The organism is Plantactinospora sp. WMMB334, assembly GCF_049179095.1.
Lineage (GTDB): Bacteria > Actinomycetota > Actinomycetes > Mycobacteriales > Micromonosporaceae > Plantactinospora.
Genome location: NZ_JBMHME010000002.1, coordinates 4,770,340 through 4,793,783, shown reverse-complemented (window position 1 = coordinate 4,793,783; position 23,444 = coordinate 4,770,340). Strand labels below are relative to the sequence as shown.

The 23,444-nt window shown below is 71.5% G+C and carries 25 protein-coding genes; 12 read left to right on the top strand and 13 right to left on the bottom strand.

Annotated features, from left to right (window positions below):
- Nucleotides 1–120: 120 nt before the first annotated feature.
- Nucleotides 121–1,002 carry an alpha/beta fold hydrolase gene (locus tag ACN27G_RS20375; protein WP_421494366.1) on the bottom strand — a complete coding sequence of 294 codons (882 nt, stop codon included), beginning with the start codon at nucleotides 1,000–1,002 and terminating at the stop codon, nucleotides 121–123.
- A gap of 81 nt (nucleotides 1,003–1,083) precedes the next feature.
- Here ACN27G_RS20375 and ACN27G_RS20370 point away from each other — a divergent pair, with 81 nt between their 5' ends.
- Nucleotides 1,084–1,557: a CGNR zinc finger domain-containing protein gene (locus ACN27G_RS20370; protein ID WP_421494365.1), complete on the top strand. Its 474-nt coding sequence runs from the start codon at nucleotides 1,084–1,086 to the stop codon at nucleotides 1,555–1,557.
- A gap of 11 nt (nucleotides 1,558–1,568) precedes the next feature.
- Here the strand turns inward: ACN27G_RS20370 and ACN27G_RS20365 are convergent, their stop codons facing one another.
- Nucleotides 1,569–2,039, bottom strand: coding sequence for a MarR family winged helix-turn-helix transcriptional regulator (locus tag ACN27G_RS20365; RefSeq protein ID WP_421494364.1), 471 nt, complete (start codon nucleotides 2,037–2,039; stop codon nucleotides 1,569–1,571).
- A 127-nt stretch (nucleotides 2,040–2,166) separates the two neighbouring features.
- On the opposite strand from ACN27G_RS20365, the gene ACN27G_RS20360 reads away from it, so the two are divergent.
- A complete protein-coding gene (locus ACN27G_RS20360) occupies nucleotides 2,167–2,904 on the top strand; it encodes an SDR family NAD(P)-dependent oxidoreductase (RefSeq protein WP_421494363.1) in 738 nt (245 codons plus the stop codon).
- Nucleotides 2,905–3,110: 206 nt separating this feature from the next.
- On the opposite strand, the gene ACN27G_RS20355 is transcribed toward ACN27G_RS20360, so the two are convergent.
- The 5 genes from ACN27G_RS20355 to ACN27G_RS20335 form a co-directional block, all read right to left on the bottom strand.
- A complete protein-coding gene (locus tag ACN27G_RS20355) occupies nucleotides 3,111–3,614 on the bottom strand; it encodes an SRPBCC domain-containing protein (RefSeq protein ID WP_421494362.1) in 504 nt (167 codons plus the stop codon).
- 27 nt (nucleotides 3,615–3,641) lie between these two features.
- Complete coding sequence (locus ACN27G_RS20350; RefSeq protein WP_421494361.1) at nucleotides 3,642–4,484, bottom strand: alpha/beta fold hydrolase; 843 nt, start codon at nucleotides 4,482–4,484, stop codon at nucleotides 3,642–3,644.
- 368 nt (nucleotides 4,485–4,852) lie between these two features.
- Nucleotides 4,853–5,488: a hypothetical protein gene (locus ACN27G_RS20345; RefSeq protein WP_421494360.1), complete on the bottom strand. Its 636-nt coding sequence runs from the start codon at nucleotides 5,486–5,488 to the stop codon at nucleotides 4,853–4,855.
- Between the two features lie 178 nt (nucleotides 5,489–5,666).
- Nucleotides 5,667–5,855, bottom strand: coding sequence for a DUF397 domain-containing protein (locus tag ACN27G_RS20340; protein ID WP_421494359.1), 189 nt, complete (start codon nucleotides 5,853–5,855; stop codon nucleotides 5,667–5,669).
- Nucleotides 5,842–6,639, bottom strand: a complete 798-nt coding sequence (locus ACN27G_RS20335) for a helix-turn-helix domain-containing protein (RefSeq protein WP_421494358.1) — start codon at nucleotides 6,637–6,639, stop codon at nucleotides 5,842–5,844. The genes ACN27G_RS20340 and ACN27G_RS20335 overlap by 14 nt, the downstream gene beginning before the upstream one ends.
- Nucleotides 6,640–6,890: 251 nt before the next feature.
- On the opposite strand from ACN27G_RS20335, the gene ACN27G_RS20330 reads away from it, so the two are divergent.
- From ACN27G_RS20330 to tuf, 3 genes are all read left to right on the top strand, one after another.
- On the top strand, nucleotides 6,891–7,271 hold the full coding sequence (locus ACN27G_RS20330) for a hypothetical protein (RefSeq protein ID WP_421494357.1): 381 nt from the start codon (nucleotides 6,891–6,893) through the stop codon (nucleotides 7,269–7,271).
- A 3-nt stretch (nucleotides 7,272–7,274) separates the two neighbouring features.
- Nucleotides 7,275–7,571, top strand: coding sequence for a flavin reductase (locus tag ACN27G_RS20325; RefSeq protein WP_421494356.1), 297 nt, complete (start codon nucleotides 7,275–7,277; stop codon nucleotides 7,569–7,571).
- Between the two features lie 588 nt (nucleotides 7,572–8,159).
- On the top strand, nucleotides 8,160–9,347 hold the full coding sequence (gene tuf, locus ACN27G_RS20320) for an elongation factor Tu (protein ID WP_421494355.1): 1,188 nt from the start codon (nucleotides 8,160–8,162) through the stop codon (nucleotides 9,345–9,347).
- 30 nt (nucleotides 9,348–9,377) lie between these two features.
- Here tuf and ACN27G_RS20315 read toward each other — a convergent pair whose 3' ends face one another.
- A complete protein-coding gene (locus ACN27G_RS20315) occupies nucleotides 9,378–10,481 on the bottom strand; it encodes an ArsR/SmtB family transcription factor (RefSeq protein ID WP_421494354.1) in 1,104 nt (367 codons plus the stop codon).
- Between the two features lie 80 nt (nucleotides 10,482–10,561).
- Between ACN27G_RS20315 and ACN27G_RS20310 the strand changes: the two genes are divergently transcribed.
- The 4 genes from ACN27G_RS20310 (at nucleotide 10,562) to ACN27G_RS20295 (ending at nucleotide 14,941) form a co-directional block, all read left to right on the top strand.
- Nucleotides 10,562–11,752 carry an MFS transporter gene (locus ACN27G_RS20310; RefSeq protein ID WP_421494353.1) on the top strand — a complete coding sequence of 397 codons (1,191 nt, stop codon included), beginning with the start codon at nucleotides 10,562–10,564 and terminating at the stop codon, nucleotides 11,750–11,752.
- Nucleotides 11,753–11,844: 92 nt separating this feature from the next.
- Entirely contained in the window at nucleotides 11,845–12,342 is a 498-nt protein-coding gene (locus tag ACN27G_RS20305; RefSeq protein ID WP_421494352.1) for a hypothetical protein, read from the top strand.
- Between the two features lie 108 nt (nucleotides 12,343–12,450).
- Nucleotides 12,451–13,857: a class II 3-deoxy-7-phosphoheptulonate synthase gene (locus ACN27G_RS20300; protein WP_421494351.1), complete on the top strand. Its 1,407-nt coding sequence runs from the start codon at nucleotides 12,451–12,453 to the stop codon at nucleotides 13,855–13,857.
- Nucleotides 13,858–13,930: 73 nt separating this feature from the next.
- Nucleotides 13,931–14,941: a threonine aldolase family protein gene (locus ACN27G_RS20295; RefSeq protein ID WP_421497400.1), complete on the top strand. Its 1,011-nt coding sequence runs from the start codon at nucleotides 13,931–13,933 to the stop codon at nucleotides 14,939–14,941.
- A gap of 57 nt (nucleotides 14,942–14,998) precedes the next feature.
- Here ACN27G_RS20295 and ACN27G_RS20290 read toward each other — a convergent pair whose 3' ends face one another.
- From ACN27G_RS20290 to pknB, 3 genes are all read right to left on the bottom strand, one after another.
- A complete protein-coding gene (locus ACN27G_RS20290; RefSeq protein WP_421494350.1) occupies nucleotides 14,999–15,784 on the bottom strand; it encodes a M15 family metallopeptidase in 786 nt (261 codons plus the stop codon).
- A gap of 91 nt (nucleotides 15,785–15,875) precedes the next feature.
- Nucleotides 15,876–16,745: a deoxyribonuclease IV gene (locus ACN27G_RS20285; RefSeq protein ID WP_421497399.1), complete on the bottom strand. Its 870-nt coding sequence runs from the start codon at nucleotides 16,743–16,745 to the stop codon at nucleotides 15,876–15,878.
- A gap of 91 nt (nucleotides 16,746–16,836) precedes the next feature.
- The gene (gene pknB / locus ACN27G_RS20280; protein ID WP_421494349.1) at nucleotides 16,837–18,846 is read right to left on the bottom strand and encodes a Stk1 family PASTA domain-containing Ser/Thr kinase; all 2,010 of its coding nucleotides are present in this window, start codon (nucleotides 18,844–18,846) and stop codon (nucleotides 16,837–16,839) included.
- A gap of 188 nt (nucleotides 18,847–19,034) precedes the next feature.
- Here pknB and ACN27G_RS20275 point away from each other — a divergent pair, with 188 nt between their 5' ends.
- From ACN27G_RS20275 to ACN27G_RS20265, 3 genes are read left to right on the top strand one after another with little or no spacing between them, the layout of a single operon-like run.
- Nucleotides 19,035–19,406 carry an Rv2175c family DNA-binding protein gene (locus ACN27G_RS20275; RefSeq protein WP_421494348.1) on the top strand — a complete coding sequence of 124 codons (372 nt, stop codon included), beginning with the start codon at nucleotides 19,035–19,037 and terminating at the stop codon, nucleotides 19,404–19,406.
- Between the two features lie 14 nt (nucleotides 19,407–19,420).
- Nucleotides 19,421–19,765 carry a lycopene cyclase domain-containing protein gene (locus ACN27G_RS20270; protein WP_421494347.1) on the top strand — a complete coding sequence of 115 codons (345 nt, stop codon included), beginning with the start codon at nucleotides 19,421–19,423 and terminating at the stop codon, nucleotides 19,763–19,765.
- Nucleotides 19,766–19,814: 49 nt separating this feature from the next.
- Nucleotides 19,815–20,273, top strand: coding sequence for a lycopene cyclase domain-containing protein (locus tag ACN27G_RS20265; RefSeq protein ID WP_421494346.1), 459 nt, complete (start codon nucleotides 19,815–19,817; stop codon nucleotides 20,271–20,273).
- Here the strand turns inward: ACN27G_RS20265 and mptB are convergent.
- Nucleotides 20,249–22,024: a polyprenol phosphomannose-dependent alpha 1,6 mannosyltransferase MptB gene (gene mptB / locus ACN27G_RS20260; RefSeq protein ID WP_421494345.1), complete on the bottom strand. Its 1,776-nt coding sequence runs from the start codon at nucleotides 22,022–22,024 to the stop codon at nucleotides 20,249–20,251. The genes ACN27G_RS20265 and mptB overlap by 25 nt on opposite strands.
- A 181-nt stretch (nucleotides 22,025–22,205) precedes the next feature.
- On the bottom strand, nucleotides 22,206–23,288 hold the full coding sequence (locus ACN27G_RS20255; RefSeq protein ID WP_421494344.1) for a polyprenyl synthetase family protein: 1,083 nt from the start codon (nucleotides 23,286–23,288) through the stop codon (nucleotides 22,206–22,208).
- Nucleotides 23,289–23,444: the final 156 nt, after the last annotated feature.

The following is a 23,444-nucleotide window of genomic DNA, read 5'->3' as shown; positions in this document are numbered from 1 at the left end:
GTTGGCAGGTCGTTATGTCATGAAGACACCGGCCGGGCTCCGGGTGTGACACCGGACGGAAGACCAGATCGGTCCGACACCGTCTGTGCGGCCGCGCCGGCCGCCCGCTGCTGCGGCACCTCACTCTCCGGGGAGGGCGGCTCGGCCGGTTCGGTTGGTCAGGAACTGCCGGATCAGTAGCGCCACCTCGTTGACCGCGGTCTCCAGAAGGAAGTGGCCGCCAGGCATGAGCCGAATCTCGGCGTTCGGCAGATCGTCGGCGAATGCGTGGGCGCCGGCCGGCCCGAAGATCTCGTCGCCCTCGCCCCAAACGGCTAGCAGCGGCGGCTGGTAGCTGCGGAAATACTCATGCAACCGTGGGTAGAGCGGCGGGTTGCTGGCATAGTCGGCGAACAGGTTGAGCTGGATGGCGTCGTTGCCGGGCCTTGATACCAGCGCGTAGTCGTGCCACCAGGTGGTGGGGTCGACCAGTGTCTCGTCCGGCACCCCAGTCACGTACTGCCACCGGATCGCTTCGAGCGTCATCGCCTGCCGCATCGCGGCTTCCGTGGCTTCGTCGCGCTGGCGGTGGTAGGCCCACACGCTGTCCCAGAACCCGGGGACGAATCCGGCATCGTACGCGTTGCCGTTCTGCGTGACGATCCCGGTGATAGCGGACGGGTCGTTGAGCGCCAGCCGCCAGCCGATCGGGGCGCCGTAGTCCTGCACGTAGATCGCGTATCGCTCGACCCTGAGCTGCGCCAGCAGTGCGGCGGTGACCTCGGCGAGCGCGTCGAAGGTGTAGTCGAATCGGGCTGTCGGCGGGGCGTCGGAGAGTCCGAAGCCCAGGTGATCCGGCGCGATCACATGGGAATCGTCGGCGAGCTGAGGGATGAGCTCTCGGAACATGAACGAGCTGGTGGGGTAACCGTGCAACAGGACGATTGCGGGCTTCGCCGCATCGCCGGCCTCCCGATAGAAGATTCTGTGTCCGTCGACCGTCGCGTACCGATGATGCACCACGGCACTAACTCCCTTGAAGCTGATTGGTGGTTACTTCCTGCGTCCGCTAGCATAACCAGGCAAGTCAGGTTTGGGGGTTAGATGAGCGAAGAGTTGCTCCTCACACTGCTCAACAGCACGCCTATGATCAACGGCGTCCGTACCGACATCCTGGCCCTCGACATCGACGACCAGGCAACACTTCGGGCAGGCCGTGACCTCATCCAGGCGGTCGTCCGGGGAGACTTGCCGCCCTCGGCGCTGGCTCCGCTGCTTGAAGGCGTGGCGTCACACCCGTCGATCACCGAGGACGGTCGGCTCGCCTGGACGGTCCACGCCTCGAAGGCGCGTGCCCTACTGGTCAGGGTGATCTCCGCGTGGGACGAGGTGCGGCGCACGCGTCCCGGCCGGCTTCGCCCGTGCGCAAACGACGACTGCACCCTGTTCCTGCTGGACCGTAGCAGGTCAAACAGCGCAAGATGGTGCTCGATGGCCACATGCGGTAACAAGTTGAAGGCGCGACGGCACTACCGACGGACTCGGCACCAGGCGTCATCGCACACCGGAGACCTGTAGTGACGGCGACCTCAGGGCCGGTCGCCGTCGGCTGCCGGGAAGTAGAGGTACAGGCCCATCGCCCGCATCATGGCGCGGAGCGAGCTGCCGAGGGCATGCTTCTGCTGCTCGTCGAGGAACGCCAGCGAACGGTTCTCGGCCTTGCCGGTGGCAACGTGTGCCCGGTCGAGTAGCTCGGCGCCCTTCGGCGTGATCCGTACCTGAAGGATGCGCCCGTGGGTCGGATGCGGCTCGCGGCGGACGAGACCCCGGTCGAGCAGTCCGGCGATGGCCGACGACATGGACTGGGCGGTGATGCCGTTCCGGTCGGCCATGGTGGCGGCGGACAGCGCCTCAGGGTCGACGAGGCCCAGCTGGGCGAGCGCGCCGTACTGGGCATGGGTGATGGCGAAGTCCCGCAGCACCCGGTCGACGTCCTGTGCGAGCGCCGTGCTCACCCTTCGCATCAGGTAGGTCAGCCGCTCCTCGAAGTTCTCCGCCATCGTGCCCTGCCTCGTTCCGGTCGCTCATCCACGGTGCGTTGGCATACGCTAACCCGCTTGCCAGTTATCAGCTGCCTGATAAGCTGGCTGACAACCGACAGGAGGGATCCAGATGAGTCGCACGGTCGTGGTCACCGGCGCCGCCGGCGGCATCGGTTCGGAAATTGTCGATCGCTTCCTCGCCGAGGGCGACACCGTCGTCGCGTCCGACCTGTCCGAGGCCGCGCTCGAGGAGTGGCGTAGCCGCTGGGACGACAACGCAACCCGAGGCCGGGAAGCCGCTCTGCACACCGTCGCCGCTGACATCGCGAGCGAGGAGAGCGTCACCGCGCTGGCCGACGCGGTGCGGCAGCGGGCCGACGGAGCCGACGTCTTGATAAACAACGCCGGATTCTTCTCGCACACCCGGTTCGAGGACATGAGCACCGAGGAGTGGCGCACGGTTCTCGACATCAACCTGACCGGAACGTTCCTCATGATCCGGGCGTTCGTTCCGCTCCTGAAGGAGAGCAGCCGCGGCCGGATCATCAACATCGGATCAGGATCGGTCTATAAGGGCACTCCCAGGCAGGCACACTACATCGCGGCGAAGGGCGGTGTTGTGGGCCTGACCCGGGTCCTGGCGCGCGAACTCGGCGGGTACGGCATTACCGTCAACCTACTCACGCCGGGGCTGACCATCACGCCCATGACCGAGGGGGTGTTGCCCGAGGAGCTGCTCCAGATGCAGCGGGACCAGCGGTCCTTCCACCGGGACGAGACGCCGGCCGACCTGGTCGGAACGATCTACTTCTTGGCCTCCGACGACGCCCGGTTCCTCACCGGCCAGACCGTCAACGTCGACGGCGGGTTACATTTCTTGTGAGAAGTGGCGGTCGCTGATGTACCGGCCCTGCGCAGCCGGGGCGTCCTCACCGGGGTGACAGGCGGGACAACCCGTCGGAAGCACGCTGTCGAGCTGCCCCGTCCGTAGCAACCCGGTTCGCTGAACGTCCCGCGCATGCCCGCCGTCTCGGCGTGGGCGGATCACCGGCAGCGAGTGAGGTGATCCGCCCCCAACAGCCGCCGGAGTCAGCGGGCGCGCTTCGCCACTTCCGCCTCCGCCGCCTCGGCGAGCAGCTCGACCCATTGCTGGTGGTAGTCGTAGACCGCGCCGGGGCGCTTGCGTCCGATCTCCTCGAGGAAGAAGGGCCCCTGCTGCGTCTCCTCGGTCAGCACGTGACATCCGTCGTCGGTCGGGCTGATCACCCACCCGTGGTACGCGGTCGAGCCGGTCTCGTCCCCGTCGACGGTTGTCCGCCACGACAGTCGGCGGAACGGCTCGTACTCGGTCACGACACAGCGCATCCTGAATCCGACGGTCACCCGGGTGTATTCGCTGCCCAGTTCGAGGTCAGGCGTACCGCTCACGATCTTGATCTGGTTTTCGGGCGGGAAGTAGCTCGACCAGTTCTCGGCGTCGACCAGCAGTTTCCATACGACCTCGGGTGGCGCCTTCACGTCGATGTCGTTGAGCCCGTATATGGCCGAGGTCCTCGGATCGAACTTCTCAGGCCAGTTGACCTTGTCGTACATGATGTCTCTCCTCTTGCACCGGATATGTTACGCGAAGAATTCCGTCAGTTCCCGTACGACCTCGTCGGGACGTTCCTCGGCAAGGTAGTGACCCGCGCCCTTCAATTCGACGAAGCGCACGTCGGTGGCTCTTCCCTCCAGTTGTGCGACCATGAGCGGGTAATAGAAGCCACCGAGCGCGAGGACGGGCAGGGTCAGGACCGGATAGTCCTTCAGATCCACGATGTCCTGCTGGAAGGTCTGGTACCAGCCGTTTCCGGCCCGGATCGCGTCCGGGGTGTTGTACGCGGCGGCGTAGAGATCCCGGGTCTCCTCGCTGAATGCCTCCGGGGTCGTGGCGTGGAAGTCGATCAGCCAGTCGACGATGTACCGGAACCGACCCTCGGCCAGCTTTTCGGGAAGCCCGTGAAGCTCGTTGAAGGCGAACCACCACGGTGTCGTCGGCTGGCCCGGCTGGGTCAGCGCGCGCACCTCGTTGAACGCCTCGGTGGGATGCCCCGCCTCCCACAGGGCGAGCTTCCGGATCGCTTCGGGGTGGTTCGCGGCGAAGCTGTGCGCCACCATCGACCCGATGTCCTCGCCCGCGACATTGACCTGGTTGAGCCCGAGAGAACGGACCAACTCGTAGATGTCTCGGGCCATGGTCTTCTTGTCGTATCCGTGCACGGGCTTGTCTGAGTCGCCCATGCCCCGCAGGTCAACGGCGATCACCTGGTAGCGCTCCGCCAACCGCGGCATGATCTTGTGGAACTGGTACCAGGTGCGTGGCCATCCTGGAAGCAGCACCAGGGGGTCGCCCTCGCCGCCGATGACATAGTGCAGGCGGGTGCCGTTCACGTCGGCGAAGCGGCTGTCGAATCCTTCGAGCATCCTCAGTCCTGACTCTGTGTGGAGTGCTGTACGGAGCATCGACCGCAGGGCGGCCGAACTTCAGTACCGATCGGTGTAGAAGCCACCGTAGCACTTATGGACCGATCGGTACTGAAGTGTGACGCGCCTGACAACGCGGTGGACGAGACCTACCGCGGTCGAGGTGGTCGAGAGGGTCAGGTGGGCGGGAATGCCCGCAGGGCCGTGTCGGCCACCGGGTGGAGTTCTTTACGACCGCCGCCGGCAGCCTGGACGGCATGGGCTGTTGGCAACGCCCATGACGAAGCAGGCCCAGCGGCCGACGAAGCAGGCCCGGTGGCGCGGCGGGGGCGGGGTGAGCCGAGCTGGATCAGTTGACCCGGCTGAGGTCAGCAGCCGAGTTGCAGGCGTGCCTTGAAGCGCAGGGTGCCCGCCGGCACCGGATCGTCGCAGCGGACGGTGCCCACCTCGATGTTGTCGAAGGTCGTGTACTGGGTCTCGCCCATGTTCCAGACGCTGTAGGACGTCCCGTACGGCGGTGGGAGGTCCTGGCGGATGCATCGGAAACTGGCGTACGAGCCGGCAACCGCCCGGGTGCCCTTGTAGAGGCCGTAGTAGCCCGGTTCGCTGAATGTCCAGCGCATGCTCGTCGTCTCGGTGTCGGTGCTGGCGGTGGTGTTCTGCACGGAGAACCCGACCTTGACCGAGACCTTCGCGAAGATCGCCCCCGCACTGGAACTGATCTCGACGCTGCCGCCGATGGTCGTACTCACCGAATTGACCCTGCTCAGCGTCTCGGTCCGCTCGCCGGTCGTACCGGGGGTGATGTTGATGCTCATGAAGTGCGTGAGCGTCGGGTTGACCTCGGCCGCGGTGATGTCGTACCAGATGCTGTTCGCGGTGCTGGCGTTGCACCAACCGCGAGGTGGCCCGGCGAGCGCGGCGCTGGCCGGGGCGGCGATTCCCGCGACCGCCAACAGCGCGACAACCGTGACGATGCTGATACGCCGGAGATACCGGGACATCGGGCCGACCATCTTCACAGCGCCTCCAGGGCCGAGGTGGTAGACAAAGTATGTCCTCCGGTCGATGGATCAGTCACAGTCCCCGTCGTGCAGCATGGGGAGAAAGATCCACCACGGACATTTCAGGGTCTGAAGTGGGCGGCGGGGCGATGCCGGTCCTTGGAGGCTGCCGTGCTGGTCAGCCCTGCCTGGCGAGGTTGACGAAGGCGCGCCAGGCCGCCGGCTCGAAGGTCAGCACGGGCCCGGCCGGGTCCTTGCTGTCCCGGACGGCGACGACAGCGGGCAGGTTCTCGGCCACCTCTACGCAGTCACCGCCGGCCGTACCGCTGCGGGTCGACTTCCGCCACTGGGCATTACTGGGGTGCATGCTGGCTCTCTACTTCCTTCAGCAGGGCGAGCGACTGGTTCTGCGGCAAGGCTACGCTGCGCACGCTCTCCCAACGCGCGAGGAGCGTGGCGATCCCATCCTCGTCAACGACGACGAAGTCGGCCAGTTGGTTCTCCAGGTTTCCAGTCCAGTTGCCGTCGGCGGATCTGGCCAGGGCGAGTTGTCCCGACAGGCCGATGTGCAGGCCGGCGTCGGCCGGGATGACGTGCAGTTGCACGTAGGGCAACTCGGCCATCCGCAGCAGGTGACGGAGCTGCTCGGCCATGATGGCGTCGCGCTGGCGCAGCGCTGACTCGTCGAGCACGGCGATCACCAGCGGCGGTTCATCCCTGGTCAGAATCTCCTGTCGCTGGAGTCGGGCCGCGACCAGCTTCTCCACCTCCGCATCGGTGCGAGTGGGGTCGAGGCGGAGCACCGCTCGGGCGTAGTTCTCGGTCTGAAGTAGGCCGGGGATCAGGGTGGGATGGTAGTAGCGGAGTTGCGTGGCGGCACGCTCCGCGTCCAGCCAGCGCTTGAACCAGGTGGGCTGGTTGTCCCGCTGCGCCGCCTTCACCAGGGACACCAACAGTCCACCCGTATCCAGGATCTCGTCGGCTCGCGTCGCGTATGGCATGTCGATCGGCCGGGTACCGGTCTCGGCTGCGGAGACGGTGGAGGCCGAGTAGTTGGCCCGCTTGCCGAACTCCTCCTGTGACATGCCGCGCAGGGCTCGTTGCCGCCTGACCTGATCCCTGATGAAGGCGAACGCGTCTTCGTGTCCCATCGGACCTCCAGAGAGTGTGTCTAGATCGCCAGGGCGTTGCCGGCCGCCGTTGGTGGCTGGCCAGACCTGTGCCGTCACCTGCTCGATTGCCTTCCGAGCCTAGTGCCGTCCACACCAGAGTGTCACCCAGCGGAACTGCTCGGTGACCGTCAAGCGCCCGGGTGGAACCTGCCTCGGGAGCCGGTGTCAACCTCCTGCTGAGACCGGCTCCCCTCCAACACCCCGACGAGCACTACCCCGAGGAGGACGTGATGAGTTGGCTCCTGCGGCAGCTGATCGGGCCACGCCCCTACCACCGCCGGGACTGGCGCCGGCTGTGGCGCTACTGCCGATGCGGTTGGCGCTGGCGCTGCCCGGGCTCGGTCGACCTGGTGCCGGTGCCCTACCAGTCACCGCCCCGGCTGACCGAGGCGGAGCGGGCCGAGATCCGGGCCCTCGCGGCCACGCCGCCGCCCGCCGATGCTGCGGACACGCCATCACCACCGGCCCGCGCCTGGGCCCGTGTCCAGGCGGGCAACGGTCGCGCTGCGGGGCGAGCCGCGCCCACCCGCGCACACCCGATCAACGCCCGCGCCGAGGGACTGATCCCGGCACCGGTGCATCGTGCCCGGCACCGTAGTGCACGGACGTGAGCGGTGATCGGCCCGCAGGAACGCTGGTACCGGCACGTCGCGCGGAAACGGAGGCGTCGTCGCCTACCCGATCTCATCGGCGGGCATCTGCCGGCGCGGACGTACGCCTGCTCCGAGTGTGACCACGCCTGGCCGTGCCGGCCCGCCCGGCGGGCACTGCTGATCGGCTTCGACGGCGACCGGCTCGCCCTGATGATGTACCTCGCCGCCCACCTCGCCCGCGCCCTGGCGGCACTGCCGGACCGGCACCCCGCGCTGATCGTCGGCCAGATCCTCTGCTGGGTGCCCCGCCGCCGCTGACCGCCCCGTCACCCGGGCGGCCCGCCCCGGTTCGCCGCCTCCCCTCGGCGGGCCGGGGCGGGTGGGCGCGGCGTCTCGGCAGGACGTCCCGGCCAGCATCAAGGGCGAGGGTTCGACCGGTCCGGTGGGCGCCTGGTGGCCGATCCACCCGCCGGCCCTGGCCCTGGTGCCGACGGATGTCGAGGATCGGCACCGGCGCTCCCGACGACCGGTGCCGCGCGGTCAGGGTTCCGGGGCGGCGGGGCCGGAATATCGGTCGCGGTCGGGAGCGTTCCGACCTAACGTGATCGCCATGTACGGCACGGCCGGCTTCGTGTGGCCCGCAGGGTTCCTCCTGCCGGGCCCCGCCGTCGTGTGCGTGGCATCCAGCTCGCCGAGCGTCCAGCCCCACCGGCTGGATAGCGGCGCGCGAGGCTGACCCTCCTCCCGCACCAGCAGAACCCACGGAGGAGGGTGGCCCGGTTCCCGGTGCCGCCCCATCTTTTTCGGCGCACCGGATGCGCGGTTCTGGCGCGGTCTCCTACTCGCGGTGTGGCAGCCGCCCGCGCTCGTCGTCCGCCAACCCGTCTCTCTGTCGAGGACACAGTCATGGCCAAGAGCCAGTTCGTACGCACCAAACCGCACCTCAACATCGGCACGATGGGGCACGTCGACCACGGCAAGACGACGCTGACCGCCGCGATGACCAAGGTGCTCGCCGAGCGGGACCCGTCCGTCAACCGGTTCGTCGCCTTCGACGGCATCGACCGGGCGCCGGAGGAGGTCGCCCGGGGCATCACCATCACCATCGCGCACGTCGAGTACGAGACCGCCACCCGGCACTACGCGCACGTCGACATGCCGGGTCACGCCGACTACGTGAAGAACATGATCACGGGGGCGGCGCAGGTGGACGGGGCGATCCTGGTCGTCTCCGCCCTCGACGGTGCGATGCCGCAGACCCGGGAGCACGTGCTGCTCGCCCAGCGGGTCGGGGTGCCGTACCTGGTGGTGGCGCTGAACAAGGCCGACGCGGTCGACGACCCCGAGCTGCTCGACCTGGTCGAGCTGGAGGTCCGGGAGCTGGTCAGCGAGTACGGCTTCCCCGGCGACGAGGTGCCGGTGGTGCGGGTTTCCGCGCTGCGGGCGCTGGAGGGCGACCCGGCCTGGGTCGGCTCCATCGCCGACCTGCTCGACGCCGTCGACCGGTACGTGCCGGTGCCGCCGCGCGAACTCGACCGGCCGTTCCTGATGCCGATCGAGAACGTGCTGACCATCTCCGGCCGGGGGACCGTGGTGACCGGAGCCGTGGAACGCGGCTCGCTGCGCGCGGGTGACCCGGTCGAGGTGGTCGGGCTGGCGCCGACGCTGGCGACGGTGGCGATCGGGCTGGAGACCTTCGGCCGGTCGCTGGAGTCGGCGCAGGCCGGGGACAACGCGGCCGTCCTGCTGCGCGGGGTCAAGCGTGACCAGGTGCAGCGGGGTCAGGTGGTGGCACTGCCGGGCAGTGTCACACCGCACCGCCGGTTCACCGCGCAGCTCTACGCGCTGACCACCGCCGAGGGTGGCCGGCGTACGCCGTTCCACGCCAACTACCGGCCGCAGTTCTACTTCCGGACCACGGACGTGGTCGGCGCGGTCGACCTGGGCGACCTGCACCAGGTCGCGCCCGGTGACACGGTCTCGATCACCGTCGAGCTGGGCAAGCCGATCGCGATGGACGTCGGGCTCGGTTTCGCGGTCCGGGAGGGCGGCCGGACGGTCGCCGCCGGCACGGTGACGGCGCTGCTCGACTAGGGCCTCCGTCGGCCCTACCCGACCGGGAACTCAGCCGGCGGTCCGCTCGTCGGGCCGCCGGCTGAGCCGGACCAGCCGGTCGCCGTCCGGGGTGCGGTAGTAGAGCACGTACCGTCCCGAGCGGCGCCGGTGCACCAGTTGGGCGTCGAGCAGCACCCGCAGGTGCCCGCCGACCGAGCCGAGCCCGTATCCGGTGGCGGCGACGAGGCCGGTGGTGCTGGTCGGCGACTCCAGCCGGGTCAGGATCTCCGCCCGGACCGGGCCGAGCAGCCGGCGGAGCGCGGCCGGCGGGGCGTTCCGGGCCGGGTCGGCGAGGATCCCCCGGCACGGGTAGACCACCGTGTGCGTGTCGGGCTGGTCGGAGCCGACCCAGCCCCGGCTGGACGTACTCGGCACGAAGAGCAGGCCGGTGTCGGCGAGGTCCTGCGGCGGCAGGTCGTACGTGTTGATCTGGAGCCGGCCCCGCCCCAGCCAGCGCATCCCCGGCCGCATCCCGTCCAGGGTCGCCGCCCAGCCGCCGGAGCCGAGCAGGTGGACCCGGGAGACGATGTCGGCCTCGAAGAGCCGTTGCCGGCGCGGCCAGTCCGGGCGCAGCGTGCGCTGCCAGACCCACTCCAGCAGCTCGGCGGCGCGCTCCGGCAGGTCGTCGCCGGTCAGCTCGGCGGGGAGTGGCCCGGCCAGCCCGGCCGACAGGTCGGCCCGGACGACCTCGGCGGCGGTGTCGCGGATCCGACGCAGTTCGGCGGCGAGCGCCGCGTCGGCGTCGCCGGCCGGCGTGCGGGAGCCGCTGGGCGTGCGGGAGCCGCTGGGCGTGCGGGAGCCGCTGGGCGTGGCGGATACGCCGGGCGGGCGGGAGCTGCCGGGGTTGGCGGAGGCGCCGGGTGTGGCGAGGAAGTCGGGCAGCCAGCGCGGTGGGAAGGCGGCCCGGACGAAGGCGGCGGCGAACGGGTCGGCGGCCAGCCGGGACCGGTACGCGGGGGAGTGCGCCTCGATCCAGGCCCGCTGGCCGGGCAGGGTCGGATGGCCGTCCAGCGCCTTGAGCGCCGCGACGGTCTCGACCAGCGGGGAGACGGCGAACCTGCTCCGGGCCAGCACGTCCGCGTCGAGCAGCCAGAGCCCCACGGCCACCTCCACCCTCGGCCGCACACCACGCCGGTTTCGTGTGCAGGTGAAAAGGTATCCGGTCGTGGCCGGCGCACCGCAGACTGCTGGCCGTGCGTACCTATCGGGAGTTGTTCCGGGTCCCAGAGTTCCGTCCCCTCTTCCTGCTGATCGCCACCCAGATCGCCGGGACCACCGTCAACGGGCTGGCCCTCGGCACGCTCGTCTACTCCGCCACCGGATCGCCGCTGCTCGCCGCGATCAGCATCTTCGGCCCCTCCTTCGCCCAGGTGGTCGGCGCCACCACGCTGCTCTCGGTCGCCGACCGGGTGCCGCCGCGCGCCGCCCTGGCCGGCGTCGCGCTGTTCCTCGGCGCGGGTGCCCTGGTGCTGGCACTGCCCGGATGGCCGATCTGGGCGCTCTTCGTGGTGATCTTCTTCATGGGGCTGGCCGGCTCGATGGGCGGTGGCGTCCGCTGGGGGCTGCTCGGCGAGATCCTGCCGGAGGGCGGTTACCTGCTCGGCCGGTCGGTGATCAACATGTCGGTCGGGGCGACGCAGATCAGCGGCTTCGCCCTCGGCGGTGCCCTGCTCACCGTCGCCACACCCCGCCAGGTGCTGCTGATCGGCGCCACCCTGTATCTCACCGCCGCGCTCGTCGCGCGGTTCGGGCTCGGCCGCCGCCCGCCGAGGGCCGTGGGCCGGCCCTCGGTCCGCCGCACCTGGCAGGTCAACGTCCGGCTCTGGGCGGCACCCGCCCGGCGGTACGTCTACCTCGCGCTCTGGCTGCCGAACGGCCTCGTCGTCGGCTGCGAGGCGCTGTTCATCCCGTACGCCCCGGAAGCCGCCGGAGCGCTCTTCGTCGCCGGGGCGCTCGGGATGCTCGCCGGGGACACGATCGTCGGCCGGTTCGTCCCGGCCGGATGGCGGCACCGGCTGATCACGCCGCTGCAACTGCTGCTGGGGGCGCCGTACCTGCTCTTCGTCCTGCCGATCCCGCTGCCGGTGGCGGCGCTCGCCGCCGCGGCGGCCTCGGCCGGCTTCGGCGCGGGGGTGCTGCTCCAGCAGCGCCTCGTCGACCTCACCCCGGCCGACATGCGCGGCCAGGCGCTCGGGCTGCACTCCTCGGGGATGCTGACCATGCAGGCGGTGGCGGCGACCGTGGCCGGTGCCGTCGCCCAGTACCTGCCGGTCGGCGCCGCCATGGCCACGATGGCGGTGCTCTCCCTGACGGTGGTGCTGCTGCTCCGCCCCGGGCTGCGCATTCCGGCCGACGCCCGTACGCCGGAACCGGCCGCCGCCTGATCCCATCGCGGGGCGATGTCGCCGACGGGTCCACCACCTGAGAATCCCTCCGGTGGGACTAGGGTGGGAAACTCTCCGGCGGAAGGAGCAGGATGGTCGGCGTACGGCGGCGGATGGTCGGCGTGGTCGCGGTGCTCGCGATGGCGCCGCTGGGCCTGGCCGGTTGCGGCCCGCTCGACGGGCTCGTCGGGCAGGGCGCCGAGCCCACCCCCACCCCGGACGAGGGGCCGGAGCGGGCCCGGGAGCGGGTGCAGGCGTACCTCGACGCGATGAAGGCGAAGAGCGTCGCCGACGGCCGCGAACAGCTCTGCGAGCCGCTGCGGAAGTCCTTCGACCAGGCCGCCACGGGCCCGACCGGCGACTTCGCGAAGCATTTCACGGTCTCCGCCGCCAAGATCGTCGATGTCCGGGCCAACGGGGCCGACCAGGACGTCAGCACGTCGATCACGGTGAAGGTCGGCGGCAAGGCCGCCTCAACCAAGATCCTCTTTACCGTCGCCAGGGCCGACGGGCAGTGGTGCATCGCCAGGGAGCAGGTCGGCGGCCACACCCCGGCGCCGCCGTCCGGCACACCCGACCCGGAGAGCTGACCTGCCGGTGGGCCGGCCGCGAGATGAGGGCCGGCGGACAGCTCCCACGAAGCGGACCGGGACACCTCGCCCCCGTACCGGTCCGGCCGTCGCCGTACGCTTCTTGGCATGCGCCATGAGTGGCACCAGTTGAGCTACCCCGCCGTGGGCAACCCGACGTTGCAGACGAGCCGACCCACGGAGGACTCCGCCGAGGACGAGGCGCTCGGCCTGGACCGGTGGCGGGAGCTGCCCCGGGCCCAGACGCCGCCGTGGCCGGACCAGGCGGTGGTCGACGGGGTCTGCAAGATTCTCCAGAACGTGCCGTCGATCGTCGCGCCCTACGAGGTCGACCAGCTCCGGCAGCGGCTGGCGCAGGTCTGCGAGGGCCGGGCGTTCCTGCTCCAGGGCGGCGACTGCGCCGAGACCTTCACCGACAACACCGAGAGCCACCTGCTGGCCAACGCCCGGACCCTGCTCCAGATGGCGGTGGTGCTGACCTACGGTGCCTCGCTGCCGGTGGTGAAGGTGGCCCGGGTCGCCGGGCAGTACACCAAGCCGCGCTCGCTGCCGACCGACGCGCGAGGGCTGCCGGCATACCGGGGCGACATGATCAACTCGCTGGAGGCGGTGCCGGAGGCCCGGGTCGCCGACCCGCAGCGCATGATCCGGGCGTACGCGAACTCGGCCGCCGCGATGAACATGCTCCGGGCGTACCTCGCCGGTGGGCTGGCCGACCTGCACGCCGTGCACGACTGGAACAAGGGCTTCGTCAAGAACTCCCCGGCCGGCGAGCGCTACGAGGCCATCGCCCGGGAGATCGACCGGGCGCTCGCCTTCATTCGGGCCTGCGGGCTCACCGAGGACGAGGCGCTGCGCACCGTCACCCTCTACTGCTCGCACGAGGCGCTCGCCCTGGAGTACGACCGCGCCCTGACCCGGGTCTCCGACGGCCGGGCGTACGGGCTCTCCGGGCACTTCCTCTGGGTCGGCGAGCGCACCCGGCAGCTCGACGGCGCGCACCTGGACTTCATCTCCCGGATCGCCAACCCGATCGGCGTCAAGCTCGGCCCCACCACCACCCCGGACGAGGCGATCGAGCTCTGCGAGAAGCTGAACCCGGAGAACATGCCGGGCCGGCTCACGCTGATCAGCCGGATGGGCAACGGCCGGGTCCGGGAGGTGCTTCCGCCGATCGTGGCCAAGGTCACCGCCGCCGGCGCCAAGGTCGTCTGGCAGTGCGACCCGATGCACGGCAACACCCACGAGTCCTCCAACGGCTACAAGACCCGGCATTTCGACCGGATCGTCGACGAGGTGCTCGGCTACTTCGAGGTGCACCGGTCCCTGGAGACCCACCCGGGCGGCCTGCACGTCGAGCTGACCGGCGAGGATGTCACCGAATGCCTCGGCGGCGCCCAGGCGATCGAGGACATCCACCTGCCGGACCGCTACGAGACCGCCTGCGACCCCCGGCTCAACACCCAGCAGTCGCTCGAACTCGCCTTCCTGGTGGCGGAGATGCTCCGTGGCTGACCGCGACCGGTCCTCCCCGGCTCCGCCCGCCCCGGCGCCGGCTGCTGCCTCGGCCGCCCCGGCCCCCGTCGACCTGCGGTCGGACACGGTCACCCGGCCCACCCCGGGGATGCGTGCCGCGATGGCGGCGGCCGAGGTCGGCGACGACGTCTACGCCGAGGACCCGAGCGTCAACGCCCTCGAAGCCGAGGTCGCCGCGCTCTTCGGGCACGAGGCGGCACTCTTCGCCCCAACCGGTTCGATGGCCAACCAGATCGCCATCCAGCTCCTGGTCCCGCCCGGCGAGGAACTGCTCTGCGACGCCGACGCGCACGTCGTGACGTACGAGATCGGCGCGGCCGCCGCGGTCGGCGGCGTCTCCACCCGGACGTGGTCGCCGGCCGGTGCCGACCTCGACCCGGAAGTGGTAGCCGCGATGATCCGCCCGGACGGCTACCACGCGGTGCCGACCCGGGCGATCGCCGTCGAGCAGACCCACAACCGGGGCGGTGGCGGGGTCATCCCGCTGGCCACTCTCCGGCAGCTGCGCCGGATCGCCGACGACGCCGGTGTCGGGCTGCACTGCGACGGCGCGCGGATCTGGCACGCACACGTCGCCGACGGGGTGCCGCTGGCGAGCTACGGCGCGCTCTTCGACACCCTCTCCGTCTGCCTCTCCAAGGGGCTCGGCGCGCCCGTCGGCTCGCTGGTGGTCGGCGGCACCGAGCGGATCGCCCGGGCCAGGACGATCCGCAAGCGGATGGGCGGCGGGATGCGCCAGGCCGGGGTGCTCGCCGCCGCCGGCCGGTATGCGCTGCGCCACCACGTCGAGCGGCTCGCCGACGACCACGCCCGGGCGGCCCGGCTCGCCGACGCGCTCGCCCCGTTCGGTGTACTGGCCGGTCCGGTGCGCACCAACATCGTCCCGCTGGACCTCACCAAGTGCGGGTTCGACGCTCCCGCGCTGGGTGCGGCGGCCTGGGAGCGGGGCGTACTGGTCTCGGTGCTCGGCCCGCGCATCGCCCGGCTGGTGACCCACCACGATCTGGACGACGCGGGCGTGGACCGGGCGATCACGGTGCTCACCGACCTTTTCCGGCGCTGACCTCGATCTCCCGGCGCTGACCTCGTTTTTCCGGCGCCGGCCCGGCGGGTGGTGGGCTCAGCCGCCGGTCCTGGTGAAGTGCTGGTAGTCGGGGGAGTCCCACCCGCCACCCCACTGCCAACCCGCCGCCGCGAACGCCTCGACCAGGGTGCCGCCCCGGACGGCCATCCCGGGGCGGTAACCGGAGCGGTCCCGGTACGCCGCCCCGGCCGGCGGCAGCACCCGGCCGTCGAGCAGGTACGGGTTCTCCACCGGGTTGACGTCGATCGCCTTCCCGTACGCGTGCGAGGACCACGTCGCCCGGCCGGTGGAGACCGCCTTCCGGCAGTTGAAGCCGGAGGTGTTGTCGTCGGCCATCGACCTGTCGTCGCTGCCGCCGTACGCGTCGACCGGCCGTAGCCGCCGGATCGGGAACCGTTCCCGGTAGAGCGTGGCGAAGATCCCGACCACCTCCGGGGTGACCGACCGGTGCACGATGATCGTGCCGACCTGGGGCCGGCCGTCGAAGTCCCAGTATCCGAGGCGGATCCGCCGGAGCTGGTCCGGGCCGACGGGACAGCCGGGGCGCCAGCTCGCGCCGAGGTCGTCGGCGGTGACCGTGGAGACCTCGGTGACGAATCCGGGCACGGTCGAGCTCCGGTCATCACCTGCACCGCCACCCGGGCCGGCGGACGCGGTCGGCGTGCCCGAACCACCGGCCGGCGCCGTCGGTGCTTCCGGGGATCCGGCGGGGTCGGCCGATCGGGCGGCACAGCCGGCGGCACCGCCGAGCACGGCGAGGGCGGCCACGGCGAGGGCGGCCAGCAGCCCGATCAGCGGCGAACCGCGCGACCTGCGTTTCACCGCCGCCACGCTACGCGACCCGCTGCCACGCTACGCGACCCGCCGCCACGCTACGCGACCCGCCGCCACGCTACGCGACCCGGCGCTCCCATCAGGTGGCGGAGGGAGAGGTGGCAGTGTGCGGGATGGTCAGGTGGCGCAGGGTGGTGATGTCGTTGGCGTGGCCGTGGTTCTCGCTGGGCGTCTCGACGACCACCGGGATGCCGGCGGTCGCCGGATGGGCCATCAGCTCGGCAAAGGCGGACTCGCCGATGCTGCCCTTGCCGATCGTCTCGTGCCGGTCCCGGGTCGAGCCGCAGAGGTCGCGCGAGTCGTTGGCGTGCACCAGCCAGAGCCGGTCCGCCCCGATTGCGCCGACCAGCGCGTCCAGCGTCTCGCGCATGCCGCCCTCGCGGGCCAGGTCGTGCCCGGCAGCCCAGGCGTGACAGGTGTCGAAGCAGGCGCCGAGCCACGGATGCCACTCGACGGCGGCGAGGTACGGCTCCAGGTGCTCGACCCGGGAGGCCAGCGAGCGGCCACCACCCGCGCTCGGCTCCACCAGCAGCTTCGGCCCGCCGGTGGCCGCGGCCGAGTCGAGCAGCGGCAGCAGCGCCTCGCGTACCTGGCGCATCGCCGCCTCCGCGTGCCCGGCGTCGACCGCGCTGCCGGCGTGGAACACCACCCCGGCCGCACCGATCGCAGCCCCCCGGTCCAGCGCGTGCGCCAGCGTCGCCACCGACCGTTGGACGGTTGCCGCGGTCGGCGAGCCGAGGTTCACCAGCAGCGACGCGTGGATGTACGCGCGCAGCCCGCGTTCCTCGCAGCCGGCCCGGAACGCCGCGTCCTGCCCGGGATCGCCGGGCGGCAGCGCCCAGCCGCGCGAGTTGCCGACGTAGACCTGCACCACCTCCGAGCCGACCGCCTCGGCGTAGGGCAGGGCGGCCCGGGCCAGCCCGCCCGAGGTCGGGGTGTGCGAGCCGATGGGCCGGCGCGGCGGCCCCGCAGCAGCCGCAGCCGCAGCGGCAGCGGCAGGCGGACGGCCGCCCGGCGTCGAGGCGGGCTCAGGGGCGGGTTCAGAGGCAGGTGATGACAACTTGTGTCCCCGGGGGCACCGGCGTGTTCTCGTTGGGGTTCTGGAACCGGACCGTCCCGTTCGGGTTCAACTGCACGCCGACGGCGAGACCCTGGCCCTCCAGGAGCTGCTTCGCCTGCTGGCAGGGCAGGTCGATTACCCGGGGCATGGTCACGGCCGGCGGTCCCTCGCTGACCTCGACCTTGATCTCCGCGCCCTTCTCCACCCCGGCGCCGTCCTGCGGGCTCTGCGCGATCACCTGGTCCTTGGGCTTGTCGGAGTCCTTGTATTCCAGGACGAGCTTGAGCTCGAGTTCCTCGACGATGCCGCGTACGTCGTTGATGTTCTTGCCGACCAGGAGGGGAACGTCGATCGGCGCCCTGCCCTTGCTCACGATGACGGTGATCTTGTCTCCGGGCTTGACCACGGTGCCGACCTTCGGGCTGGTGGCGATCACCACGCCCTCCGGAAGGTTGTCGTTGAAGCGGTCGGTGCCGCGCTCCACGACCAGATTCGCGTTCTCCAGGTCGAGCTGGGCGAGATCGAGCGTCTTGCCGACCACGTCCGGCACCGGGAAGCGCTCCGGACCGAGCGACAGGGTGAGGGTGAGGGTGCCGCCCCGCCGGATCCGGCTCGTCGGCTCGGGATCCTGTGCCAGCACCGCGTCCTTGGTCACCTCCTCGCTGTAGCGGGGATCGGCGAACTTCACCACGAAACCCGACCGCTCGGCCTGCGCCTGCGCCTCCGCCCTGGCCAGGCCGGCCAGGCTCGGTGTCTCGGTGTAACGGCCGAACGCGAACCACCAGCCGACCATCCCGACGACCAGGGCGAGCGCCACCGCGGTCACCACCACCGCGGCCCGGCCGGCGAAGATCCGCTCGCCGGTCTCGCGTACCCGGTCGAGAAGGTCCGACCCCGGGCTCGCCGCGCGGCGGCGGTGCGGGGTGCCGCCGTCCCGGGCCTGTCGCTCCCGCGGCTGGTCCGGCAGGCGGGCCCAGGACGGCCGCTCGCTGGGTTGTACGGGCGGGACCACCATGGTCGGCTGCTGCACCACCATGGTCGGCTGGTCGGCGGTGGATATCTGCCGCAGCACCGTGGTGTTGGCGTTGGCGACCGTGCCGAGGTCGTCCCGGACCACCTGGACCTCGCTCTGGAACGCACCCGCGTCCGTCGGCCGGGCTCCCGGATCGCGGCGGGTCGCCCGGCGGACCAGCTCGTCGAGGACGGGTGGCAGGCCCGGGACCAGCGTGGACGGCGGCGGCACGTCCCGGTCGACGTGCTGCCAGGCGACGTCGACGGCCCGGTCGCCGTCGTACGGGACCCGGCCGGTGAGCATCTCGAAGAGCACGATGCCGGCGGCGTAGACGTCGGTACGGGGATCGGCCCGGCCGTCGGTGACCAGCTCCGGCGCCACGTAGGCGACCGTCGCCATCAACTGGTTGCCGCCCTCGGTGTCGGAACTCGCCTCCACCGCCCGGGCCAGCCCGAAGTCGGCGACCTTCACCACGCTGTCGATCAGGTTGCCCGCGCCGCCGCTCGGCGCCTCGGCCACCAGGACGTTCTCCGGCTTGACGTCCCGGTGCACCAGGCCGGCCCGGTGGGCGGCCCCGATCGCGGCGAGCATCTGCTCCAGGATCGCGAGCGCCTCGCTCGGGTTGAGCCGCTTGCGCTCGGCCAGGATCTCCCGCAGGTTCCGGCCGCGGACGTACTCCATGACCAGGTAGGGCAGCCCGCCGTGGGTGCCCTGGTCGTAGACGGCGACCACGTTCGGATGGGTGAGCCGGGCGATGGTCTTGGCCTCGTCGGTGAACCGCTCCAGGAAGTCGGTGAGTTGCACCCGCGCGGCCGGGGCCTGGTTAGGATGAATGATCTTGATTGCGACCGTACGGTCGAGTCGTTCGTCGATGGCGGTGTAGACGGTCGCCATCCCACCACGGGCCACGCGACCGCGGATGCGGTAGCGCCCGTCGATCAGCGAGTTCAGCAGCGTGTCGGCGACCTGTATGTCCATCGGCAGGCAGTCTATGTCTCCAGAGGGCAGCGGCAGAACAGGATGCCACAGCCGACGCCGAAGCGAAAAGTTTCGTGTCGCCCGGGCCGCCTCCGGTGCGGCGGTCGCACCCGCTCAGGAAACCTTCCGGCCGGACCGTCGCGGGGAGCCGCTCGTCGGTGCGGGCGACCACGTGGCAAGGTGAGCGGGTGACCGAAACCTCACCCGCCGACCCGCAGCCGCAGCCCACCGAGCCGTCGGGGTGGCTGAGCCTGCCGGAGGTCGCCGAACGCCTCGAGGTGTCGATCAGCAAGGTGCACCAGATGCTCCGGGACCGGGAGCTGCTGGCGGTCCGCCGGGACGGCACCCGGGTGGTTCCGGGCGAGCTGGTCGCGAACCGGACGGTACGCAAGCACCTGCCGGGTATTCTCACCCTGCTGCACGACGCCGGATACGACGACGAGGCGACACTGCGCTGGCTCTACCTGCCCGACGACACCCTGCCGGGCACCCCGGCGGCGGCGCTCGGCGACGACCGGGCCCGGGAGGTCAAGCGCCGGGCCCAGGCCACCGGGTTCTGACCGGGTTTCGCGTCGTGCAGCGGTTCACCTACCTGGGGGTGCTCGCCGGATGTCTCGGCGCCGCGCTGTGGCTGGAACCGGTCCTGCGGGTCAACGTGCTGCGGCGGTGGCGTCGACTGCTGCTCACCCTCCTGCCGGTGGTCGTGGTCTTCGCGCTCTGGGACCTGGCCGCCATCGCCGCCGGACACTGGACCTTCGATCCGGAGCAGACCACCGGCGTACTGCTCCCCGGAGGGCTGCCCCTGGACGAGGTGCTCTTCTTCCTCGTCGTACCCTGCTGCGCCATCCTCGGCTTCGAGGCGGTCCGGGCGGTACGGCGCTGGCCGGCCGGTGACGAGCCGCCGCGGGACGGCGGCTAGCTCGGGCGGGGGTGCGGGACGGAGTGGACGAGACGGGCGGAGAGGCGCGGTGAGCTACACGGTGGCGGCCCTGCTGGGGGTGGCCGGCGTCGCCCTGGTCGACCTCTTCGTACTGCGCACCCGGCTGCTCCTCCGGCCGGTCTTCTGGGCCACCTATCCCATCGTCGTCTTCTTCCAGTTGATCTCCAATGGGATCCTGACCGGCCGGGACATCGTCCGGTACGCCCCGGATGCGATCATCGGCTGGCGGATCGCGTACGCGCCGGTGGAGGATCTGCTCTTCGGCTTCGCCCTGGTGCTGCTGACCCTGGCCGTCTGGGTCCGGCTCGGCAGGGCCGGCGTGCAGCGCGCCCCGGCCGCGGGTGACGGGGCCCGGCTGCTGCGGCTGTTCCGGCCCCTGGATCGGCAGCAGCCCGGCACCGCGCCGGTGGCACCCGACCCTGGCCGGTCCCCTGACGGCGCCGACGCACGCCGGGAGTCCGGTCAGCGCCGTCGGACGCGGCGCTGATTCCGACGGCCTGCCCGCGACCGGCGTCGCCATTTCCGGTACGCCACGGCGGACAGCACCGCCACCAGGGCCACGTCGAGGAGCGCACCGGGCAGCTTGGTGAGCACTGCCAGGCCGAGCCCACCGGGCAGGACCAGGAAACTGAGGACGATCACCGCCACGGCGACCCGTCGAATCCACCGGTCGGCGGAGAGGCCGGCCGCGAGCACGGCCACGGCGGTCAGCCCGTACCACGGGTAGAAGATCGGGGAGAGCAGGGCGAGGGCGGTGAAGGCCACCCCGGTCGTGCCGACCAGGTGGCGCCGTGTGCGGGTCCGGTCGGCTGCCGAAGCGCCCCGCGAGCTGTGCACCCGCGAGCTGTGCACCCGCGAGCCGTGGACCAGTATCCGACAGCCGTGGACCAGTAGTAGTCCCCATGTGCCGGCCAGGGCGAGCAGGCCGGCGAGCCGGGCCGTCGCCACCGCGCCGTCGACCGCCTCCGGGCGACCGAGGAGGCGCAGCAGGTAGCCGGCCGCCATGCCCAGCCCGGTGGGTATCGACGTCCACTGCACCAGTCGGCCCGTGTCGGAGAGGGCGCCGAGCCAGCCCAGGTCAAGCCGGGTGGCCAGGGACACTCCGGCGAAGGCCAGCCCCGCACCGGCCAGCCCGGCGACGGTGGCCACCGCGACGGTCGGCAGGAGGGTCGGGAGGGACTGGCCGCTCTCGGCCTCGCCGGTGCGGGGCTGGGCGATGTCGGGCCGGCTGGTGCGGGGCTGGGCGATGTCGGGCCGGCTGGTGCGGGGCTGGGCGGCATCGGGCCGGGCGGCGGCGAGTAGGAGGGCGAAGGGCAGTGCCACGATCGCGGTGACCTTGATCGCGACTGCCAGACCGAGCAGCCCGCCGGCGATCGCCGCGACCGCGACCACCACGCCGACCGGGACACGAGCCCGGCCGGTGCCCGACCCCGGGTCGGCACCGACGGTCCGGTCGCTGGCCGCCAGCGCCAGGGCGGCCACGACCAGCCCCAGCACCAGCGCGTCGTTGTGCGCGCCGCCGATCGCGTGGACCAGGACGAGCGGGGAGACCAGCCCGAGCCAGGCGGCCCGGACCGGCTCGACGCCACCGGCGCGGGCCAGCCGGGGCAGGCAACCCGCGACCAGCAGGACGCCGGCCACCGCCTCGGCCCGGAGCAGCGCGACCGCCACCAGCAGTTGGCCGTCGGTCGACGCCGTGACCAGCCGGGCCACCGCGACGGCCCCGCCGGCCAGCGCCACCGCCAGCGGCCCGTACGGCGTCGTGGTGTCCCGCCACAGCGCCGGCACGGCGTCCGCCCACACGCATCCGCCGGGCAGCACACCCATGGTGTACGGGTCGACGCCGTCGAGCCAGAGCGCGCCCTGACAGGCGTAGGCGTACGCGTCCCGGCTGCCGACCGGGGGCGCGACCAGCAGTGGAACCGCCCAGAGCAGCCCGGTGCGCAGCAGCCACCCCAGCGGCACGCTCCCCGGCCGGCGCCGGATCCGCAGGCCGAGCCGCCACCAGACGCCCGTCAGGATCGCCAGTCCGGCGAACCAACCGGCCAGGCCGAGCCAGGAGATCCAGCCGTCCGGCACCTGCGCCGCTCCGGTACCGCCGGTCGGCAGCGCCCCCGCCCCGTACGCACCGGCCGCCAGGACCACACCGGCGCCGAGGCCGGCCAGCCGGAGCGTGCGGAGCCCGCCCGGTCGGCCCGCCCCAAGCCGGTCGGTCCGACCGGCGGTCACGTCAGGCATGTCAGCACGTCAGGCATGTCAGCACGTCAGGCATGTCAGCACGTCAGGCATGTCAGCACGTTGGTCATGTCGGGCAGGTCCTCGCCGGGTCGCACCAGACCAGCATCCGGGCCGGCGGCTTGGCGGGCGGGTCCTTCTGCCTGGGGAGGGCGAAAAAGGGAAGGTTCCCGTACCCGGTCGTTCAGTCTTTGCGCCTGGTGGCCACTACCGCGAGATCCACGAGCACCTCGCGGGCCTCGGCCTCCAGGTCGGCGTCGGTCAGCGCGGTCAGCGCCGCGTCGGTGAGGGCGGCGATCCGTCGCTCGGTGCGGTCCAGCGCCCCGCTGTCGGTGATGATCCCGCGTAGCTCGTCGACTCCGGCGGGGTCGAGCCCCGGGTCCCCGAGTCGCCGGGAGAGCACCTCCCGGCCGGCCGGGTCGGTCGTCTCGAAGGCCGCCGCCACCAGATAGGTACGTTTGCCCTCCCGCAGGTCGTCCCCGGCCGGTTTACCGGTCTGGCCCGGATCGCCGAAGACGCCGAGTACGTCGTCCCGGAGCTGGAACGCCTCGCCCAGCGGCAACCCGTACCCGGAATAGGCGGTCCGCAGCCCGGCGGGCGCGTCGGCGAGCGCGGCGCCGAACAGCAGCGGTCGTTCGACGGTGTACTTGGCGGACTTGTACCTGGCCACCTTGCTCGCCCGGTCGACCGAGGTGTCCCCGGTGACCTGGGTGAGCACGTCCAGGTACTGCCCGATGGTGACCTCGGCACGCATCTCGTCGAAGATCGGCCGGGCCCGGCCCACCACGACCGGATCGATGCCGCTGCCGTGCAGCATCTCGTCGGACCAGACCAGGCAGAGGTCGCCGAGCAGGATGGCGCTCGACTCGCCGAACCCGTCCGGTTCGCCGGCCCAGCCGGCCGCCCGGTGCCGGGCGGCGAACCGCCGGTGGATCGAAGGCTCGCCGCGTCGGGTGTCGGAGCGGTCCATCAGGTCGTCGTGGATCAGGGCACTCGCCTGCACGAGCTCCAGCGCGGCCAGCCCGCTGACGATGTCGTCGCCGTCCGGCCCGCCCGCACCCCGGTAGCCCCAGTAGGCGAAGGCCGGCCGGAGCCGCTTGCCACCACCGAGTACGAACCCCTCCAGCGTCTCCGCGACCGGGCCGAGAGCGTCGTCGACGCCGGTCATCCAGGCGCGCTGTCTGGCGAGGAACCGGGTCAGCGACCCGTCGACCCGCCGACGGAGGTCAGCGCGGTCGACTGGCGACGCGGGGGTGGAATCGGTCACGCCATGACGCTAGTGGATCGACCAACCGGTTGCTCGACACGGCCTCGCCGTTCCGTCCCGCGACCCGGCGGCACACGTCAGGGGCGCCGGACCGACACCTCCGGCGTGATCAGCGTGGCGGGCCGGGTCTGGCGGGGCGTGGCCGGCCGGCAGACG

Coding starts and splice junctions, on each gene's coding strand:
- ACN27G_RS20370 (WP_421494365.1), top strand. CDS start 1,084: ATGAGCGAAGAGTTGCTCCTCACACTGCTCAACAGCACGCCTATGATC.
- ACN27G_RS20365 (WP_421494364.1), bottom strand. CDS start 2,039: ATGGCGGAGAACTTCGAGGAGCGGCTGACCTACCTGATGCGAAGGGTG.
- ACN27G_RS20355 (WP_421494362.1), bottom strand. CDS start 3,614: ATGTACGACAAGGTCAACTGGCCTGAGAAGTTCGATCCGAGGACCTCG.
- ACN27G_RS20350 (WP_421494361.1), bottom strand. CDS start 4,484: ATGCTCGAAGGATTCGACAGCCGCTTCGCCGACGTGAACGGCACCCGC.
- ACN27G_RS20345 (WP_421494360.1), bottom strand. CDS start 5,488: ATGTCCCGGTATCTCCGGCGTATCAGCATCGTCACGGTTGTCGCGCTG.
- ACN27G_RS20340 (WP_421494359.1), bottom strand. CDS start 5,855: ATGCACCCCAGTAATGCCCAGTGGCGGAAGTCGACCCGCAGCGGTACG.
- ACN27G_RS20335 (WP_421494358.1), bottom strand. CDS start 6,639: ATGGGACACGAAGACGCGTTCGCCTTCATCAGGGATCAGGTCAGGCGG.
- ACN27G_RS20330 (WP_421494357.1), top strand. CDS start 6,891: ATGAGTTGGCTCCTGCGGCAGCTGATCGGGCCACGCCCCTACCACCGC.
- tuf (WP_421494355.1), top strand. CDS start 8,160: ATGGCCAAGAGCCAGTTCGTACGCACCAAACCGCACCTCAACATCGGC.
- ACN27G_RS20305 (WP_421494352.1), top strand. CDS start 11,845: ATGGTCGGCGTACGGCGGCGGATGGTCGGCGTGGTCGCGGTGCTCGCG.
- ACN27G_RS20300 (WP_421494351.1), top strand. CDS start 12,451: ATGCGCCATGAGTGGCACCAGTTGAGCTACCCCGCCGTGGGCAACCCG.
- pknB (WP_421494349.1), bottom strand. CDS start 18,846: ATGGACATACAGGTCGCCGACACGCTGCTGAACTCGCTGATCGACGGG.
- mptB (WP_421494345.1), bottom strand. CDS start 22,024: ATGCCTGACGTGACCGCCGGTCGGACCGACCGGCTTGGGGCGGGCCGA.